The organism is Streptococcus sp. 2018WUSS126 (genome assembly GCF_044427425.1).
Taxonomy (GTDB): Bacteria; Bacillota; Bacilli; order Lactobacillales; family Streptococcaceae; genus Streptococcus; species Streptococcus hashimotonensis.
The window spans coordinates 1-18,621 of sequence record NZ_JAOTGB010000022.1 but is presented as its reverse complement, the minus strand read 5'-3'; the positions used below and the strand labels follow the sequence as shown (position 1 = coordinate 18,621).

Genomic DNA, 18,621 nt, shown 5'->3' with positions numbered 1-18,621 from the left:
GGAGAAATCATGACAAAACGTGCGTTAATTAGCGTATCCGATAAGGCAGGCATTGTAGAGTTTGCCCAAGAATTGACCAAGTTTGGTTGGGAAATTATCTCCACCGGTGGTACCAAGGTTGCCTTGGATCAGGCTGGTGTAACTACCATCGCCATTGACGATGTGACTGGTTTTCCTGAGATGATGGACGGTCGTGTCAAGACTCTTCACCCGAAAATACACGGTGGTTTGTTAGCACGTCGGGATTTGGACAGCCACCTACAAGCAGCTAGCGACCATGAAATCGGCTTGATTGACTTGGTAGTGGTTAACCTTTATCCCTTCAAAGAGACTATTTTATGTCCAGATGTGACCTATGATTTGGCGGTGGAGAATATTGACATCGGTGGACCGTCCATGCTTCGTTCTGCGGCCAAAAACCACGCCAGCGTGACCGTTGTGGTGGATCCGGCAGATTATCCGACGGTCTTAGGGGAAATTGCAGAGCAGGGGGAAACGAGCTATGCAACACGTCAGCGATTGGCTGCAAAGGTATTCCGTCATACCGCAGCTTATGATGCCCTAATAGCAGATTATTTTACCAAGCAAGTGGGCGAAGATAAGCCTGAAAAACTTACCATTACCTACGACCTCAATCAGCCTATGCGTTACGGAGAAAATCCCCAGCAAAATGCGGATTTCTACCAAAATGCCCTTCCGACTGCCTATTCGATTGCTTCTGCTAAGCAGTTAAATGGTAAGGAGCTGTCTTTCAACAACATTCGTGATGCGGATGCGGCCATTCGGATTATCCGTGATTTCAAGGACCGTCCAACTGTTGTGGCTCTCAAACACATGAACCCTTGTGGTATCGGGCAGGCAGAAACCATTGAACAGGCTTGGGATTACGCTTATGAGGCTGACCCAGTATCGATTTTCGGAGGCATCGTCGTGCTGAACAGAGAAGTAGATGCTGCGACGGCTGAAAAGATGCACCCGATTTTCTTAGAAATCATCATCGCACCGAGCTACTCGGCAGAAGCCTTAGCTATTTTGACCAATAAAAAGAAAAATCTGCGGATTTTGGAGTTGGCATTTGACACACAGGATGCAAGTGAAGTGGAAAAAGAGTTCACAGGCGTTGTCGGCGGGCTCTTGGTGCAGGATCAGGACGTGGTGGTGGAAAGCCCAGCGGACTGGCAGGTGGTGACCGAGCGTCAACCGTCCGAGCAAGAGTGGGCGGCCATGGAGTTCGCTTGGAAGTCCTCTAAATATGTCAAGTCCAACGGCATCATCATCACCAATGACAAGATGACCTTGGGCGTAGGACCAGGGCAAACCAACCGTGTGGCTTCCGTCCGCATCGCCATCGAGCAGGCCAAGGACCGTTTAGAAGGAGCTGTTTTGGCGTCGGATGCCTTCTTCCCCTTTGCTGATAACGTGGAAGAAATCGCAGCGGCAGGTATCAAGGCTATTATCCAACCAGGTGGCTCTGTCCGCGATCAAGACTCTATTGACATGGCCAACAAGTACGGCTTGACTATGGTCTTTACGGGAGTCAGACATTTTAGACATTGAGAGACTGTATCTAGCTCACACTTGTGTGAGCTTTTTCCATTCCCGAACATTCTTCTATTCTTTCTGTCAAAATCCGTCTGTTTTTGCTATACTGTTTATAGAAAATCCGTTTTTGAGGTGTGAAAAATGAAACTTTTGGTTGTCGGGTCTGGTGGTCGTGAACATGCTGTTGCAAAGAAATTATTAGAGTCTGAGCAGGTGGAACAGGTCTTTGTCGCTCCTGGAAATGACGGGATGATATTAGACGGTATTGAGTTGGTCAATATCGGAATTTCCGAACATTCTGCTCTGATCAATTTTGCTAAGGAAAATGATATTGCTTGGACATTTGTTGGTCCAGACGATGCTTTAGCAGCAGGTATCGTTGATGATTTTGAACAGGCGGGACTTAAGGCTTTTGGCCCGAGTCGTCTAGCCGCGGAGCTGGAGTGGTCAAAAGAATTTGCTAAGCAAATCATGGTCAAATACGGCATTCCAACAGCAGCCTTTGGCACATTTTCCAACTTCGAAGAAGCCAAAGCCTACATCGAAGAGCAGGGGGCTCCCATCGTGGTCAAGGCGGACGGCTTGGCACTGGGCAAGGGCGTGGTCGTGGCAGAAACCGTCGAGCAGGCGGTCGAAGCGGCACGGGAGATGCTCTTGGATAACAAGTTTGGCGACTCGGGTGCCCGCGTAGTCATCGAGGAGTTCTTGGCGGGCGAGGAGTTTTCCCTCTTTGCCCTGGTCAACGGCGACCAGTTCTACATCATGCCGACAGCCCAGGACCACAAGCGTGCCTTTGACGGCGACCAAGGTCCCAACACAGGCGGTATGGGGGCTTACGCTCCTGTTCCCCACCTGCCTCAAAGCGTGGTGGACACAGCGGTTGACACCATTGTCAAGCCCATTCTGGACGGCATGATTGCGGAGGGGCGGTCTTATTTGGGCGTGCTCTATGCTGGCTTGATTTTGACCGATCAAGGTCCTAAAGTCATTGAGTTCAACGCTCGATTTGGCGACCCAGAAACTCAGATTATCCTGCCTCGCCTGACCTCTGACTTTGCTCAGAACATCGACGATATCCTCCACAAACGTCCTACACAGCTGACTTGGCTGGATAGTGGCGTGACGCTCGGTGTGGTCGTGGCTTCAAATGGCTACCCACTGGACTATGAGAAAGGCGTAGAGTTGCCAGCGAAGACTGAGGGCGACATCACGACCTACTATGCTGGGGCTCGTTTTGCGGAAAATAGCAGAGCACTGCTCTCTAACGGCGGTCGGGTCTATATGCTAGTCACCACAGCAGACACCGTCCAAGAAGCCCAAGAAAAAATTTACTCGGAGTTGAAAAATCAAGATACGACAGGCCTCTTTTATCGGACAGATATTGGAAGCAAGGCAGTAAAATAAGGGACAGAGAAAAGGAAAGACAAGTATGAACATTCCAATTTCCATCATCATGGGGTCTAGCTCCGACTGGAAAACCATGAAAAAAACAGCCGATGTGCTAGACAAATTTGGCGTAGCCTATGAAAAGAAAGTAGTGTCTGCCCACCGCACGCCAGACCTCATGTTCCGTCACGCTGAGGAAGCTCGCGGCCGTGGCATCAAGGTCATTATCGCAGGAGCGGGCGGTGCGGCTCATTTGCCAGGTATGGTGGCAGCTAAGACGACCTTGCCTGTTATCGGTGTCCCTGTTCAATCCCGTGCCCTCAGCGGTGTAGATTCCCTCTATTCTATCGTACAAATGCCTGCTGGCGTGCCTGTTGCGACTATGGCGATTGGTGAAGCAGGTGCTACCAACGCAGCTCTGACAGCTCTTCGTATTCTCTCTATTGAAGACCAAACCATTGCAGCTCAACTGGCAGATTTTGCCAAGGAACAGGAAAAAATTGCGGAGGCGATGACAGATGACCTCATCTAAAACGATAGGTATTATTGGCGGTGGTCAGCTAGGTCAGATGATGGCCATTTCTGCTATTTATATGGGACACAAGGTGATCACGCTGGATCCCGCGGCGGACTGCCCAGCCTCCAAGGTCAGCGAGGTCATCGTCGCTCCCTATCACGATGTGGCGGCCCTCAAACAGTTGGCGGAGCGGTGCGATGTCCTGACCTACGAGTTTGAAAATGTCGATGCCGACGGACTGGACGCGGTCATCAAGGACGGCCAGCTCCCTCAAGGGACAGACCTGCTCCGCATTTCCCAGAACCGCATTTTTGAGAAGGATTTTTTGGCAAAAAAAGCTGGCGTGCAAGTCGCACCCTACAAAGTCGTCACATCTAGCCTGGATTTAGAAGGTCTGGACCTCAGCAAAAACTATGTCTTAAAAACAGCCACTGGGGGCTATGATGGACATGGCCAGAAGGTCATTCGAGAAGAAGCGGACTTGATAGAGGCTAGTCGACTAGCCAACTCTGCCGAGTGTGTCTTGGAAGAGTTTGTGAATTTTGACCTGGAAATCTCTGTCCTTGTGTCTGGGAATGGCTCCGACTATACCGTCTTTCCTGTACAGGAAAATATCCACCGCAATAATATTCTTTACAAGACTATCGTGCCTGCCCGTATTTCTGACGACCTAGCTGAAAAAGCCAAAACAATGGCCCTGCAAATCGCAGACAAGCTCCATTTAGCAGGTACCCTCTGCGTTGAAATGTTTGTGGCAGGTCAGGATATTCTGGTCAACGAAATCGCCCCTCGCCCTCATAATTCGGGGCATTATTCCATTGAAGCTTGTGATTTTTCACAGTTTGATACCCATATCCGAGGCATCCTAGGGGAGACTCTACCTCCTATCTGCCTGCTTTCTCCAGCCGTTATGATTAACGTCCTAGGACAAGACATGGAAGCAACGCAAGCTTTTCTTCAAGAAAACCCTACCGCCCATCCCCACTTTTATGGTAAACTAGAAGCGAAGCACAATCGCAAAATGGGACATGTGACGGTGTTGGGTGGCGTACCAGATGAGGTTGTAGAATTTTAGGAGGAAAATCCGATGAATGATTTAGTTTCGGAAGAAAATGTTAATTTAAATCCAAGTAGTTTAACGACTCAAGGGAATTTAGTGGTGGATGAAGTTGTAAAATCATTAGGGATGCCAAGAGAAATTTTGCCACCAAATGATGAAATAAGTACGGCTTTAATGTTATTACCTAGAGAATTAAACTTAATTCCTCCTAGATTACGGAATCAATTTATTGCAAAGGCTTGTATTGCTTCTTCGGTTGGATTGTTTGATGGAGCGATAATATATGTATGGAATTGTGTAATTACGGAACTTCGTAGTCGAGTCAGTTCATTTGGTATGGAGATGATTGCGCAAATTTCAGGTAATTCTAAGCCAGACAATTTTTTAGACAAAATTCAAGATGTAGATTTATTAGATTTGTGTTATCAGCTAAATATTATTGATGAACAAGGACATTTTTATTTACAACAGTGTCGAGAAATTAGAAATAATGCATCTATAGCTCATCCATCAAATATTAATATAGATGATAGAGAACTTGTTACTTTTATTAGTCGTTGCTGTAAGTACGGTTTGTCAGAATCGGCAATTAGTGCAGGAATTGATATAAAGTCTTTGAATGCTGTGCTTTCAGGTGATCAAGATACAGAGGTATTGAGTCATTTTGTTAGTCTCTTGAAGTCAACATTTCGTTCACAGCAGACTTTGGTATATAAATTACTTTATTCAAATTATATAGACTCCTCTAAATCTAGCTTGGTTCGTTCTAACGCCTTGGCGATTGCAAAAGGAACATCAGAATTATTATCTGAAAATCCTGATATTATTATAGAGCTATTGGATAAGCATAATCAATACTTATTATCAGGGACACCAGATCAGAGAACCAATTCCAAAAAGTTTTTTGAAGAAATAGGTCAATTGAATAGTCTTTCAGAGGTTGAGAAAATTTCTTCGTTTAGTAAAGCAATAAATAATTTACGAACAGCACATTGTGGGATGAATAACTTTTATAATGAACCTCCATTTGCAGAAAGACTTCAAGAGTTATCTGAGCAAATTAATCCGATACCGGAACAAATTATTGGGAAGTATGTACAGGTCAATTTAGATTGTTATGTTGGTAATTCTTACGGAATTAGCTGGAGTGCTGCAGCGGATTGTGAAAAAATGTTGCAAAATTTAACTCCAAAAGGAATTGAAAATCTAATTACTCGATTGAATTCAGTTTCACAAACTCTCACAGCGAATCAAAAGGAAAGAATAAGAAGTTTACTGACTTATCATGAACATTCTCTTATTCCATTTCCTATTCAAAAAACTCAAATTCAAACTTTGAAATCTAAGTTTGCATAATTTCTTAATTCTTAGTAAGGAGAAAACAAAACATGCTATCACGTTATTCCCGTCCTGAGATGGCGGCTATTTGGAGTGAAGAGAACAAGTACAAGGCTTGGTTGGAAGTGGAAATCCTCGCTGATGAGGCTTGGGCTGAGTTGGGTGAGATTCCCAAAGAAGATGTGGCCTTGATTCGTGAGAAGGCGACTTTTGACATCGACCGCATTTTAGAGATTGAAGAGGAAACCCGTCACGATGTGGTGGCTTTCACGCGTGCGGTTTCGGAAAGTCTTGGTGAGGAACGCAAGTGGGTCCACTATGGTCTGACTTCGACCGATGTGGTGGACACGGCTTACGGTTACCTCTACAAGCAGGCCAACGACATTATCCGTCGTGACCTTGAAAACTTTACCAATATTATCGCCGACAAGGCGCGTGAGCACAAGTATACCATCATGATGGGGCGGACTCACGGTGTCCATGCGGAGCCAACGACCTTCGGTCTTAAACTGGCGACTTGGTACAGCGAAATGAAACGCAATATGGAGCGTTTTGATGTGGCGGCTAAGGGTGTCGAAGCTGGTAAAATTTCAGGTGCAGTTGGAAACTTTGCCAACATTCCTCCATTTGTGGAAGAGTATGTTTGTGGTAAATTGGGTATTCGTCCGCAGGAAATTTCAACTCAGGTCCTTCCTCGTGACCTTCATGCAGAATATTTCTCAGCCCTAGCCTTGATTGCAACGTCTATCGAGCGTATGGCGACAGAAATCCGTGGGCTACAAAAATCTGAACAACGCGAAGTCGAAGAGTATTTCGCCAAAGGCCAAAAGGGCAGCTCTGCTATGCCCCATAAACGCAACCCTATCGGCTCTGAAAATATGACCGGACTGGCTCGTGTGGTGCGTGGACACTTGGTGACGGCTTTTGAGAATGTGGCTCTCTGGCACGAACGCGATATTTCCCACTCGTCAGCGGAGCGGATTATCACGCCGGATACGACCATCCTCATCAACTATATGCTCAATCGTTTTGGCAATATCGTCAAGAACTTGACGGTCTTCCCTGAAAATATGAAACGCAATATGGAGTCGACTTTTGGCTTGATTTACAGCCAACGTGTGATGCTTAGCCTGATTGAGAAAGGTATGACCCGTGAGGAAGCCTATGATTTGGTGCAACCAAAAACGGCGCAATCATGGGACAATCAAGTGGACTTTAAACCTCTTCTTGAAGCAGATGAGCGTGTGACAGCTAAACTCAGCCAGGAAGAAATTGATGAACTCTTCAACCCAGACTACTATGCGAAGCGGGTGGATGACATCTTTGAACGACTTGGATTATAAAAAATTAAAATTCTTTGGATTTTCCAGAGAATTTTTTTGTTTACTTGCGAATAAATAGGTGAAGGGGAAAACAAGCTCCCTCCGCTAGACAATCATTCGTGAGTAAAAATAAATTATTTTTTACAAAAGTTTACGAATAGATAAGTGTGGGGGAAGCAAGCTCACTACTAATTCAAAAAAGTAAGATTTTTTTAAAAAATGATAACGACTTGCGAATAAGTAAGTGAGAGGGAAAACACCCCTCAAGGAGATACACACTTGAAAAAATAAATCATTTTCCAAATGATTTACGAATAAACAAGTGTAGGAAAAATGAAAGGAGAAGAAGGATGATTATAGCACCAGCTTTATGGATTTTATCATGGTGGAAAAAATAAGTTTGTTTTAATTTAGGGGAGTAGAGATGATAACAGTTCAACATATCTATAAACAGTTTGGAGACAAGGTTGCCTTAGACAACATTAGCTTTGATATTCAAGAAGGACAAATCTTTGGATTCTTGGGTCCCTCTGGCTCGGGGAAGACAACCATGATTAAGATTATTACCGGGCAGCTACCAGCAGATAGCGGAAAATCTTATCTACTAGGTAAAGAATCGACCCTATTGTCACCAGAGGACTTTGAAGCAATGGGCTTGGTCAGTGATTCAAGTGGTTTCTTCGAGAAGATGACCTTGGAAAATAATTTGTTGTTCTATGCAAAATTCTTTGGTGTCAGTTCGAAAGAAGTAGAGGTTATTCTACAAAAAGTAGGGTTGCTGGATAGTAAAAAGACAATTGCAGAAAAACTATCTACAGGCATGAAGCAACGAATGTTGCTTGCAAGAGCCTTAATCAATTCACCAAAAGTATTGTTTCTTGATGAGCCGACAAGCGGTCTAGATCCCACAACTTCAAAGCGGATTCATGAACTCTTATTGGAGCTAAAGGGTAAGGGGACGACGATCTTCTTGACCACGCATGATATGGCAGAAGCGACATTCTTATGTGATCAATTGGTTCTATTGAATCAAGGAAATTTGGTTGAAAAGGGAAGTCCGCAGGATTTGATTCATAAGTACAATGTCACTAAAAAAGCGAGGGTTACTTTTGAGGATGGTAGTGATACTGAGCTGTTGTTTAGTGAGTTGACACCTGAGAAGTTAGCTCAGGCAACCACTATTCACTCTTGTGAGCCGACTTTGGAAGACATTTTTATTCAACAGACAGGAGCAACCTTAAATGTATAAACGATTTTTAGCCTTACTTTGGCTTCGAACACAAGTCTTGGTGACCAATAAGAACATTCTATTGCCAGTATTGATGCCCTATTTCATGTTACTACTGTTTAAGTTTGTGATGAAAACAGATGATACCAAGGCAATGGATTTAATGGGAATTTGTTTTTCAATGGCTATTGGTATGTCAGTAGGAAGTCCTATATCAGCAATGATTTCTGAAGAAAAGGAAAAGAATAATCTGTCTACCTTGTTACTGACAGGTGTTCGCCCGAGTGAATATGTGCTGTCTATTTTGTGTTATCCTGTTGTCATTAGCTTTGTCAACCTCATTCTATTTCCAGCTATCACACAGGCTGATGTATCAGGATATATTCTTAGCTATTCGGTTATCATGCTTTTGACATCACTGGCTTCCATTTTAATCAACCTTTTAATCGGGGCAACTTCCCAATCTCAATCCAAGTCACAGGTTACCTCGATGCTTATCACAATGGCAGTATCTATGGGACCTAGCCTGTCTTTGATGAATGAGACAGTGGGTCAGATTTTGAAATATAGTTTTCTAGGAGCTTATATTGAATTTTTCAAAAATCCCCATTTTGAACTTTTGAATCAAGAATTCTATTACCTATTGGGGTGGATTGTCCTGATTAGTTTGGCCTTGATTCTCTATTTGGGAAATTGGAGGAAATATTTTAGGAACTCCCTATCAGGAATAAAAGAAAAAATTCAATATTCTTTATAATATGAATAAATTAGAAAGGAGAAATTTATGGTATCAGCATTCATTATCGGTGTCGGTGTAGGAATTATTGTTTATTGTATTCAAAACTAATAGGAAATTGAAGAAAGAGTATTATATTATGAAGGAGGAGAAATACATGCTAGTAGCTGCAGTTACAGGTTTCGTTGTTGGTTATGTGGCGGCACATTATTTGAGACCATAATTGATGGTGAAATATGAGTATTAAAATTCTTTGGTTTTTCCAGAGAATTTTTCTTTTTGTTTACGAATAAATAGGTGAGGGAGTTATTGCTCATCTATCTTATTGATAAAAAGGGGAAACAATATGAATATGTTTAGGTCTATTTTTAAATCGATTATCTATAGAAGAGATGTTGCTTTGTTCTATGCCTTTGCTGGTTTACCAATCTTAGTTCCTATATTGTCCAAATTTTTGGTAGGCGTAAAGGCTGAATATACAGACAATTTTTTAGATTTTCTAGGGGCAGCATTGGCAACACAGGATGGGATTGTGTTACCAACATTGCTGTTATCCTTGATAATTTCCGCAGTTTTTAGGGATGAGATTGATAGCGGTATTCTATTTTTATATAAAGATCTGAATAGAACTCGACTTTTTAATGCAAAAATCATTAGTTTAGTGACGATGTATGCCTCTTATGTCCTTCTAACAATGCTGACAAGTGCGATTGCTTATTTTGGTTTCTTGAATGCTTCTGGAAAAGTAGTATCGGATGATTGGAATAATGTACAGTCCACTCTCCTATCTATTTTTGCAACAATTTCAATCAATGTTATCGGTATTCTATTGGTTGCCATGGTTTCTATCAAAGCCAAATCCTTACAGGCAGTTTTAGCAGGAGTTTTTTGGTCGCTGTTTACAACAACTGCACCATTTCTCATTGGAGTTCATTATGTCGTACCGAATGGCTATGCTCAGATGAGCTTTAATCAGCCACTGCTTGCATGGTCCTTGGTAGCAGCTATAACGACATTTTATATTGTTGCTATCTATCTCAAAGGCCGTTCGAACTTTGAAAAGCTGGAATTTTAGAAATAGTTAGAAAATGGAGTTACTTATGCTTAAAATCAATCATTTATCAAAACAGTTTGCAGGAAACGAATTTTACTCACTAAAAGATGTGAGTTTGGAGATCAATAAGGGCGAGATTGTTGGTCTGATTGGGAAAAACGGAGCTGGAAAATCCACGCTCATGAAATTAATGGGCAAGTCCCTAAAACCAAGTTCGGGAACCATTACCTATAAGGGTACGGATATTTTTAGCCAAGATAATTTGTTGGTAGACTTTGGGATTATGATTGATCCAGTCTTCTATCCAGAAATGACAGTTATAGACAATCTTAAGTTTTATTTGGACCTGCATGGGAAAAAAGAGCTCTATCCAAATATTGAGAAGACCTTGAAATTGGTAGAGTTATGGGATGCTCGCAATCGGAAACCAAAGGGATTCTCGTTTGGTATGAAACAACGGACTGCTTTGGCAATTGCCTTGGTTGCGGAGCCAGATTTCCTTATCTTAGATGAGCCGTTTGTGGGCTTGGACCCGATTGGTGTTCAGAAATTGATTGATATTTTGAAGCAGTGGTCTAGTGAGCGACAAATTTCCATGCTGATTTCGAGTCACCAACTAGGTGAGCTGGAGGCCTTGTGCAGCCGCTATGTCTATATCGAATCGGGAGAATTGGCCGAGGCTTTTGAAGGTAAATCTCATCCAAGTGTACTCGTGCAGTTGGATACGACTAAAAACCTAGATTCTGTAGAGGCTTTGCTCAATGACCATGTGGTGCTAGAGGGGGAAGTGTTAGAGATTTCCACTGCTACACCTACAAGTGAGCTAAATCAGATTTTTGGTGTGCTGGCTCGTCAAGAATTGATTGTGAAACTAGAAGTGAAAGAGAATCACTTGAAAGAAATCTTTACGAAAGGGTAGTGAGTATGAAGCAAATTTTTCCAGCTATCTTTAAAACGATTTGGAAGCGAAAGGAGACGCAGATTTATCTCCTGTTCACTTTGTTTCCTTTTATTTATCTGGTCACTTCATTTATTGAAGGGTCGAATTTTATGCAAATTCATGCTAGTGAGGGGTCGGTTAGTCTCGTTGCCTTTACGAATATGATGATGAGCTCTGTGGATAGTTTTATTCTTCCTAGTTTGACCCTGTATTTCTTGGCTATCTCTGTCTTTAGGAAAGAAGTAGATGAACATACCATGTTTTTATACAGAGATCTTGGGCGGAAGCAGATTTTCTGGTCGAAATATTTGGGTCTATTAGCAACAATTGTTATTTTCTATGGTCTCTTCTTTGCGACATCTGCATTTGTACATTATGTCAGGGTAATCCATCTGCCTTTTGGCAGTCCGTCCGTTTTTGATACTAGTTTGGCAGAGAGCTTGAGTAATGTGTTCTGTATTGTCGCTTATTTGCTAAAAGATATTTTATCAGTTAGTTTGGCAACGGCTCTTTGTTTGTATCTGAAAAATATTACCACAATGGTCACAGGATTTTTGGTGACGATTACGATGATGATTTTAGCAGTTGTTGGCGGTCCAGTTGCGATGCTTTTTCCAACTAGTTATATGCCTTTAGCGAGCGAAGGTCTTACAGGAGTGGGACTTGCTTACTTAGGAGCTATCGGTGTCACAATTGTTTACGTACTCGTATTTACTAAAATTGCTGTGAAAAAGTTCAAGAATTTGGAGTTCTAGGTATGAATAGAAGACTCGTAGGAGTGTTGTTGAAATCGTTCAATAAAACGATGTTCTTGTTTGGAATAGTGCTGAGTGCTCTTGGGGTTGGAATGGGTTTGCTTCTTCCCCAGTTTATTGGTCAGTTGCTAGATCAAACCTATTTAAGCAATCTATTAACACGACCAGAATTGCTGGCTGGCTTCATCCTTTTCTTTGTATCGGTCTATACGGTACAAGCTCTATCCAATTATTTCATCGGGCGTAGTGGTAGTAACGCACTCAAACAGTTGCAACAATATATTTATGAATCCTTGTTGACCACATCTGTAAAGGACTTGGAACAGTACCAATCCGGCGATCTTGCCAGTCGTTTGACCAATGATATGTCGGTTGTTCTGAACTTCATCACCGTTATTCTTCCAAATTTCTTGATGAATGGTTTGATGGTTATCGGGTCAATTTATTTTCTGTGGACCATCAGTCCGTGGCTCACGGGTCTTAGTCTCTTGTTGCTTCCTTTGTTGTCAATGGTTATGATTCCAATGAATCAGCGGTTGGAAGGTTACTACTCTGCTTACCAAGAGGGATTAGGGCAGGTTTCTAGTAGAATTAGTCATAAATTTACAACGATTCGTTTGATGAAGGCCTTTCAGGGAGAAAAGCATGAACAACGAGAGATGGGCAAGTCTTTTCAGAAACTGTCACAAACCTTTGAGAGAATGATTAGACTATCAGCGGTGCAACATACTTTAGTTAGTAGCTTGATGACAGGATTTATCATTCTGATGTTGCTTGTAGCAGGTATAGAAGTGACCAAGGGAGTGATGACCATGGCTACATTGACAACCTTCGTATTGTACATGATGCAACTGATTGATCCAGTAACAGATATTGCCTCTTCCTTAAATGAACTAACGGAGTTTCAGGCGGTGTCTAAACGTTTGGTAGAATTGCTGGAACTGACTAAGGAAGAACAGGTAGATACAGAGTTGGTTGATGCTACTAGTATCCACTTGGAAAATATTCGTTTTTCCTATCATACAGATCCGGTTTTGAATGGAGTATCGGTTAGAATTCCTGAGGGAGCTCATGTGGCGATTGTTGGTCCAAGTGGGGCAGGAAAATCAACTATTTTTGCCTTGCTGATGAAATACTATCAAGACTACCAAGGAGAGATTCGGATTGGTCAACAATGCTTAAGTGATATTTCAACCAAGGAGATGAGAAGGCTGATTTCCTTCATACCTCAAAATAATACTCTCTTCCATGGGACGATTAGAGAAAATCTATTGTATGGAAAGAACGAGTCTGTGTCTGAAGAGCGTATTGCTCATATTCTCAAGGAGTTGGGATTGTCTCATTTAGTAGCTGAGCTGGAAGATGGTTTAGATACTCGGATTTCAGAAAATGGGACAGGTTTGTCGGAAGGCCAAAAACAACGGTTTAGCATTGCGAGAGCCTTGTTGTTAGAGCATCCTATCTATTTGTTGGATGAGGCGACAGCAAGTTTAGATACTGTCACAGAACGTGTCATTAGCAAAGCGATTGACCGTTTAACAGCTGGGAAAACAAGGCTAACCATTGCTCATCGTTTGCACACAGTGCGTGAAGCGGATGCTATTTTGGTCTTGGATAAAAATGGGCAAGTGGCCGATTATGGTCCTCATCAGCAGTTAGTGGAGAGAAATCATCTCTATCAAGATTTCTTAAGAGGCTTACCGCAAGCCAGTTAGTGAATGGGAGTCGATGGACCGACTAGTCTAAGTCTAGGGTTACCTAATAATAAAATGGAATACTGATGATTACTTGTACAATAAATAGATAGGAGAAAAGAATGAAACAAACAACTTACACATTATCTTTGGGAGGAAATGATAGCGGGGACTCGAAAGTTTCAAAAATGGAAGAAAGGTTTGAAAAATATATGGAGGGAATGGCAGAGTGGTTACGGCGTTCTGGGAAGAGGAGTATTGACAAATGGTTTGTTCATGTGCGAATTGAGGAGTAAAGTAGCTGTGAGCAAAAATCACAGATGTTTTTATAAATAATGAAAAACACATGAAATGAATTCTGTTTTACTTTCCCTTAAGCTTGGCGAGTTATACTATATCCAAGCTAGAAATAGCAGAAATACTTTTCACCTAAAGGTGTCCCTAGCTCTAAGCCGCAAGCGACAAGAGCTAGGGATTATATAATCTCCTGGAAATACTGGATTCACTGAGTCTGGTATTTTCATTTTATGCTATAATGGTTTCATGACAAATCGAATTTTAGACATGGAACAAATGCAGGACGAGGAGTACGTCGAGCGTACCCTGCGTCCGCAGAAATTAAATGAATACATCGGTCAGGACAAGGTTAAGGACCAGTTGAAAATCTTTATCGAGGCGGCAAAACTCCGTGATGAAGCCTTGGACCATACTCTTCTTTTTGGTCCTCCAGGTTTAGGTAAAACCACCATGGCCTTTGTCATTGCAAACGAACTAGGGGTGAATATCAAGCAGACCAGTGGGCCTGTCATTGAAAAGGCAGGCGATTTGGTGGCCCTTCTCAATGATTTGGAGCCTGGTGATGTCCTCTTTATTGACGAGATTCACCGTATGCCCATGGCAGTTGAGGAAATTCTCTACTCTGCCATGGAAGACTTTTACATTGATATCATGATTGGAGCAGGAGAAGCCAGCCGCTCCGTGCATTTGGAGTTGCCGCCTTTTACCCTGATTGGAGCAACCACTCGTGCGGGTATGCTATCCAATCCCCTGCGGGCCCGTTTTGGGATCACTGGTCACATGGAGTATTACGAACTGGCTGATTTGACCGAGATTGTCGAGCGGACAGCGGATATCTTTGACATGGAGATTACCCATGAAGCAGCTATCGAGCTGGCTCGTCGTTCGCGTGGGACCCCTCGTATCGCCAATCGCCTGCTCAAGCGGGTACGGGATTTTGCACAGATTATGGGCGACGGCCTGATTGACGATAGCATTACGGACAAGGCTCTGACCATGCTGGATGTGGACCGTGAGGGGCTGGACTATGTGGACCAGAAGATTCTTCGGACCATGATTGAGATGTACGGTGGCGGTCCTGTCGGCCTCAACACCCTGTCGGTCAATATCGCCGAAGAGCGTGAAACAGTGGAGGATATGTACGAGCCCTACCTGATTCAGCAGGGCTTCCTCATGCGGACACGGGCGGGGCGGGTTGCGACAGCCAAGGCCTACGAGCACTTGGGTTATCCCTATACGGAAAAATAATGGCAGAGCAGATGAGACAAGTAGCCAGTTTATTTGGAGATTGGCCTGAGACAATTATTTGGACCTGTTTAGAAGGCAGAATGGGACAGATTCATGTTGATGACAGCCAGTCGCCCCAGTCAGCCTTAGCTCTCTATGGACGGCAGAGCTTCTTTGGTTTTTTGGCCGGAAAACCAAATATGGACTTGCTGAAAATATGTGAGGGAAAGGATATTATTTTAGTCCCCCAAAACCAGGCCTGGTCAGACTTGATAGAAGGGACTTACGGAGACAATATCCGGTCCTTTACCCGTTATGCTACGAAAAAAGATACTAGTTTTGACCTTGGGCATTTGCAGAAACTGATTGATGCCCTACCTGAAGAGTTTGACCTGAAAGTGATTGACTGTAATCTGTATGATGCCTGTCTGGTGGAAGACTGGTCACGCGATTTGGTGGGCAATTATGCTGATGTGGAGCAGTTTTTAGACTTGGGTCTAGGCTATGTCATCTTGCATAAGGAACAGGTGGTGTCAGGTGCCTCATCCTATGCCAGTTATTCAGGTGGGATTGAGATAGAGGTGGATACTAGGGAAGACTATCGAGGTTTGGGTTTGGCTAGAGCTTGTGCTGCTCAGTTAATCTTAGCTTGTTTAGACCGTAATCTCTATCCTAGCTGGGATGCCCATACTCTGACTTCCTTGAAACTGGCTGAAAAATTGGGTTACCAATTGGACAAGCCCTATCAAGCATATGAATGGAGATAAGATGACACCGACATTTATTTGGGATTTGGATGGAACGCTCTTGGATTCCTATGAAGCGATTTTGGCTGGCATCCAGGAAACCTATGAGCAGTTTGGTCTTCCTTTTGACCGTGAAGAAGTGAGAAAATATATTCTTCGCTATTCTGTCAAGGATTTGCTGGTGCGTGATGCGGACAAGTACGGTCTAGATAGCGATGAACTTAATCGTGTGCGTGCGACTTCCTTGAAGGAGAAGAATACGCAGATTCCCTTGATGACAGGTGCGGCAGAAATCTTGGACTGGACAGCTCAGCAAGGCATTCAAAACTTCGTTTATACACACAAAAGTGACAATGCTTTTCAGGTTTTGGAGGATTTGGGTGTCCGTCACCATTTCACAGAAATCTTGACCAGCGATTCAGGTTTTGCCCGCAAACCAAGTCCAGAAGCTCTGCTATTTCTCATCGAAAAATACGGACTGGACAAGGAAAACACCTACTATATCGGCGACCGTCTGCTCGATGTAGAAACAGCTATCAACGCAGGGATTCATAGCATCAACCTGCAAATTGATGGCGTGGAGCAGAATTGGAAGATTGTTTCTTTATTGGACATAAAACAAATATTAACAGATAAATCAAGTCATAACAACCTGTGAAAACGGGTGGCTTGTACACCAGCTATAAGTTGTTTCTCTCCAGCAACATCTAAAGACGTCCGCTGAACTTCGTTTAGGCTAGTGCTATGACTACTTGATTAATGGGAGCGGGAAAGAACTCAACCATTCATAGAAGAGTTCGTCAACAAGTCTTTATTTCTAGTTGTTGAGCTGAAACAGTCTATCCCCAGACTGTTTCACTCCCACCCCCGCACAGCTCAAACTGTCTGGGAGACAGTTTGAGGTTGGAGATAAAGCGAACTCTGTTCGCAACAGTCGTAATGGTCAGATTTGGAGTGTAAAACACGAACAAATCTGCCAATCAACCACTGCGCTGAGATGTTGACACTAACTTTGAGAAGCGGTACTGGGCTTTTTGCCCAGTCTCTTTTATCTTGTTATGGCTTCAAGCTATAATAAAAAACGAATCCAGCCGTCTGTTTTAAGAAGAGCATGATATGGAATTTGTGTAATATATTTGATATAATTTAAAAAGTATATTTGGAGGTGTGGTTTATGAACGATAAGGAATTTGGACAGCGTGTACGTCAATTACGAGAATCTGTTAGCATGACACGTGAACAGTTTTGTGACGATGAACTGGAACTCTCTGTGCGCCAATTAACTCGTATTGAAGCAGGTACTTCCAAGCCGACTTTTTCAAAGATTCAGTATATTGCAACTCGTTTAGGTATGGGACTTTACGAGCTTATGCCAGATTACGTATCCTTACCCGAAAGATATTCCAAGCTGAAGTTTGATGTACTTCGCACCCCAACTTATGGTAATGAAGATTTGGCGGAAAAGCGAGATGCCATGATGACAGAAATCTATGACGATTATTATGATGAATTGCCTGAGGAGGAGAAGATAGCAATAGATGCGATTCAATCACGAATTGATACTTTAGAGTCAGGTACAGCAGGCTTTGGAAAAGAGATACTGGAAGACTACTTTGAACAAATTTTTCGCAAACGAAAGTATGAATTGAATGATTTGTTGATTGTTAGGCTCCATCTTGAATATGTTAGGTTATCTAGCTGTGATTCAGAAATATTTAGACAGTTTTTGAAAATTATAGAGCATTTACATGAGCAAATCAATATCATCAATTCAAATGATTTATTTGTTCTAAGGGATACATTATTATCTTGTGTAAACATTTTGGGAAGTAAAAAATATTACGAACCAATACCAAAGATATTTGACAGTGTAGATAAGATTATACAGTCGACACAAGATTTTCAGAAAAAGCCCATTGTTAGTGTATTAAAATGGAAATATGCACTTTTTGTGGATAAGGATCGGGATGAGGCTGAAAAGCATTATCTAGATGCGGTGCTATTTGCAAAATTGATAGAAAATAGAGAGTTAGAACAAAAGATTGAAGAAGATTGGAGAGTTGACAATCAATAAAGTGACATTTTTGTCCTGTTGAAGAATTGTGAAAAGCATTATACTAAACTCATAAAGATTAAAGGAGATTAGTAACATGTTTAACTATTTGAAATTTTTTGGTCGTCTTGGCGGTAACTGGGGAACATGGGTTGAAGAATAATATTATTAAAAAGGGAGTGGGACAGAACTCGACCATTCATAGAAGAGTTCGTCAACAAGTCTTTATTTCTAGTTGTTGAGCTGAAACAGTCTATTTCCAGACTGTTTCACTCCCACCCCCGCACAGCTCAAACTGTCTGGGAGACAGTTTGAGGTTGGAGATGAAGCGAACTTTGTTCGCAACAGTCGTAATGGTCAGATTTGGAGTGTGAAAAACGAATTGCTGAGATTTGCTTTGCAAATCTTATCTCCAACCTTTAACAGTCCACTGGACTGTTAAACCCAATCAACCACTGCGCTGAGATGTTGACACTAACTTTGAGAAGCGGTGCTGGGCTTTTTGCCCAATGTCATTAAGTTAGCTAACCTATCACGTTTTGTGGTAGGTTAGTTTTTTATGTTACACTAGAAATAAAAGGGGAAAAATCATGCTAGACCAGATTAAAGCTCATTTACTTGATAGTATTAACGACATCGTTTCCACCGCAAACCAGTTTGTGCTTCATCCTGAAAAAGATTTTAGTCGGAAAAGTCAGCTAACGATGAAAACCATGATTCAAGCTA

General features: G+C 42.5%; 17 protein-coding genes and 1 pseudogene. All 18 read left to right on the top strand.

Features of this window, described 5'->3' with window-relative positions; all coding sequences use genetic code 11:
* Positions 1-9: 9 nt before the first annotated feature.
* Positions 10-1,557, top strand: a complete 1,548-nt coding sequence (gene purH / locus ODU34_RS08540; RefSeq protein ID WP_105179237.1) for a bifunctional phosphoribosylaminoimidazolecarboxamide formyltransferase/IMP cyclohydrolase — start codon at positions 10-12, stop codon at positions 1,555-1,557.
* 126 nt (positions 1,558-1,683) lie between these two features.
* Complete coding sequence (gene purD / locus ODU34_RS08535; protein ID WP_398578470.1) at positions 1,684-2,946, top strand: phosphoribosylamine--glycine ligase; 1,263 nt, start codon at positions 1,684-1,686, stop codon at positions 2,944-2,946.
* Positions 2,947-2,971: 25 nt separating this feature from the next.
* Positions 2,972-3,460, top strand: coding sequence for a 5-(carboxyamino)imidazole ribonucleotide mutase (gene purE / locus ODU34_RS08530; RefSeq protein ID WP_105179235.1), 489 nt, complete (start codon positions 2,972-2,974; stop codon positions 3,458-3,460).
* Positions 3,447-4,520, top strand: a complete 1,074-nt coding sequence (gene purK, locus ODU34_RS08525; RefSeq protein ID WP_105179234.1) for a 5-(carboxyamino)imidazole ribonucleotide synthase — start codon at positions 3,447-3,449, stop codon at positions 4,518-4,520. The genes purE and purK overlap by 14 nt, the downstream gene beginning before the upstream one ends.
* A gap of 12 nt (positions 4,521-4,532) precedes the next feature.
* Positions 4,533-5,861, top strand: coding sequence for a hypothetical protein (locus ODU34_RS08520; protein ID WP_105179233.1), 1,329 nt, complete (start codon positions 4,533-4,535; stop codon positions 5,859-5,861).
* Between the two features lie 32 nt (positions 5,862-5,893).
* Positions 5,894-7,186 carry an adenylosuccinate lyase gene (purB, locus tag ODU34_RS08515; RefSeq protein ID WP_105153208.1) on the top strand — a complete coding sequence of 431 codons (1,293 nt, stop codon included), beginning with the start codon at positions 5,894-5,896 and terminating at the stop codon, positions 7,184-7,186.
* A gap of 403 nt (positions 7,187-7,589) precedes the next feature.
* A complete protein-coding gene (locus ODU34_RS08510; protein ID WP_044763140.1) occupies positions 7,590-8,414 on the top strand; it encodes an ABC transporter ATP-binding protein in 825 nt (274 codons plus the stop codon).
* Entirely contained in the window at positions 8,407-9,150 is a 744-nt protein-coding gene (locus ODU34_RS08505; protein WP_044763137.1) for an ABC transporter permease, read from the top strand. The genes ODU34_RS08510 and ODU34_RS08505 overlap by 8 nt, the downstream gene beginning before the upstream one ends.
* A 325-nt stretch (positions 9,151-9,475) precedes the next feature.
* Complete coding sequence (locus ODU34_RS08500) at positions 9,476-10,204, top strand: amino acid transporter (protein WP_105095697.1); 729 nt, start codon at positions 9,476-9,478, stop codon at positions 10,202-10,204.
* A 25-nt stretch (positions 10,205-10,229) separates the two neighbouring features.
* Positions 10,230-11,102, top strand: a complete 873-nt coding sequence (locus ODU34_RS08495) for an ABC transporter ATP-binding protein (protein WP_105179232.1) — start codon at positions 10,230-10,232, stop codon at positions 11,100-11,102.
* 5 nt (positions 11,103-11,107) lie between these two features.
* A complete protein-coding gene (locus tag ODU34_RS08490; RefSeq protein WP_053867148.1) occupies positions 11,108-11,878 on the top strand; it encodes a hypothetical protein in 771 nt (256 codons plus the stop codon).
* A gap of 2 nt (positions 11,879-11,880) precedes the next feature.
* On the top strand, positions 11,881-13,593 hold the full coding sequence (locus tag ODU34_RS08485) for an ABC transporter ATP-binding protein (RefSeq protein ID WP_105179231.1): 1,713 nt from the start codon (positions 11,881-11,883) through the stop codon (positions 13,591-13,593).
* Between the two features lie 101 nt (positions 13,594-13,694).
* Positions 13,695-13,868, top strand: coding sequence for a hypothetical protein (locus tag ODU34_RS08480; RefSeq protein WP_169050576.1), 174 nt, complete (start codon positions 13,695-13,697; stop codon positions 13,866-13,868).
* A gap of 247 nt (positions 13,869-14,115) precedes the next feature.
* Positions 14,116-15,117, top strand: coding sequence for a Holliday junction branch migration DNA helicase RuvB (gene ruvB, locus ODU34_RS08475; RefSeq protein ID WP_044758281.1), 1,002 nt, complete (start codon positions 14,116-14,118; stop codon positions 15,115-15,117).
* Positions 15,117-15,863, top strand: coding sequence for a GNAT family N-acetyltransferase (locus ODU34_RS08470; protein ID WP_105179230.1), 747 nt, complete (start codon positions 15,117-15,119; stop codon positions 15,861-15,863). The genes ruvB and ODU34_RS08470 overlap by 1 nt, the downstream gene beginning before the upstream one ends.
* 1 nt (position 15,864) lies before the next feature.
* Positions 15,865-16,500 (top strand): HAD-IA family hydrolase, encoded by a 636-nt coding sequence (locus ODU34_RS08465; RefSeq protein WP_105179229.1) that lies wholly within the window; start codon positions 15,865-15,867, stop codon positions 16,498-16,500.
* Between the two features lie 516 nt (positions 16,501-17,016).
* A complete protein-coding gene (locus tag ODU34_RS08460) occupies positions 17,017-17,916 on the top strand; it encodes a helix-turn-helix domain-containing protein (protein WP_105138897.1) in 900 nt (299 codons plus the stop codon).
* A 569-nt stretch (positions 17,917-18,485) separates the two neighbouring features.
* Positions 18,486-18,621 (top strand): annotated as a pseudogene (locus tag ODU34_RS08455) (IS4 family transposase); the annotation flags it as partial.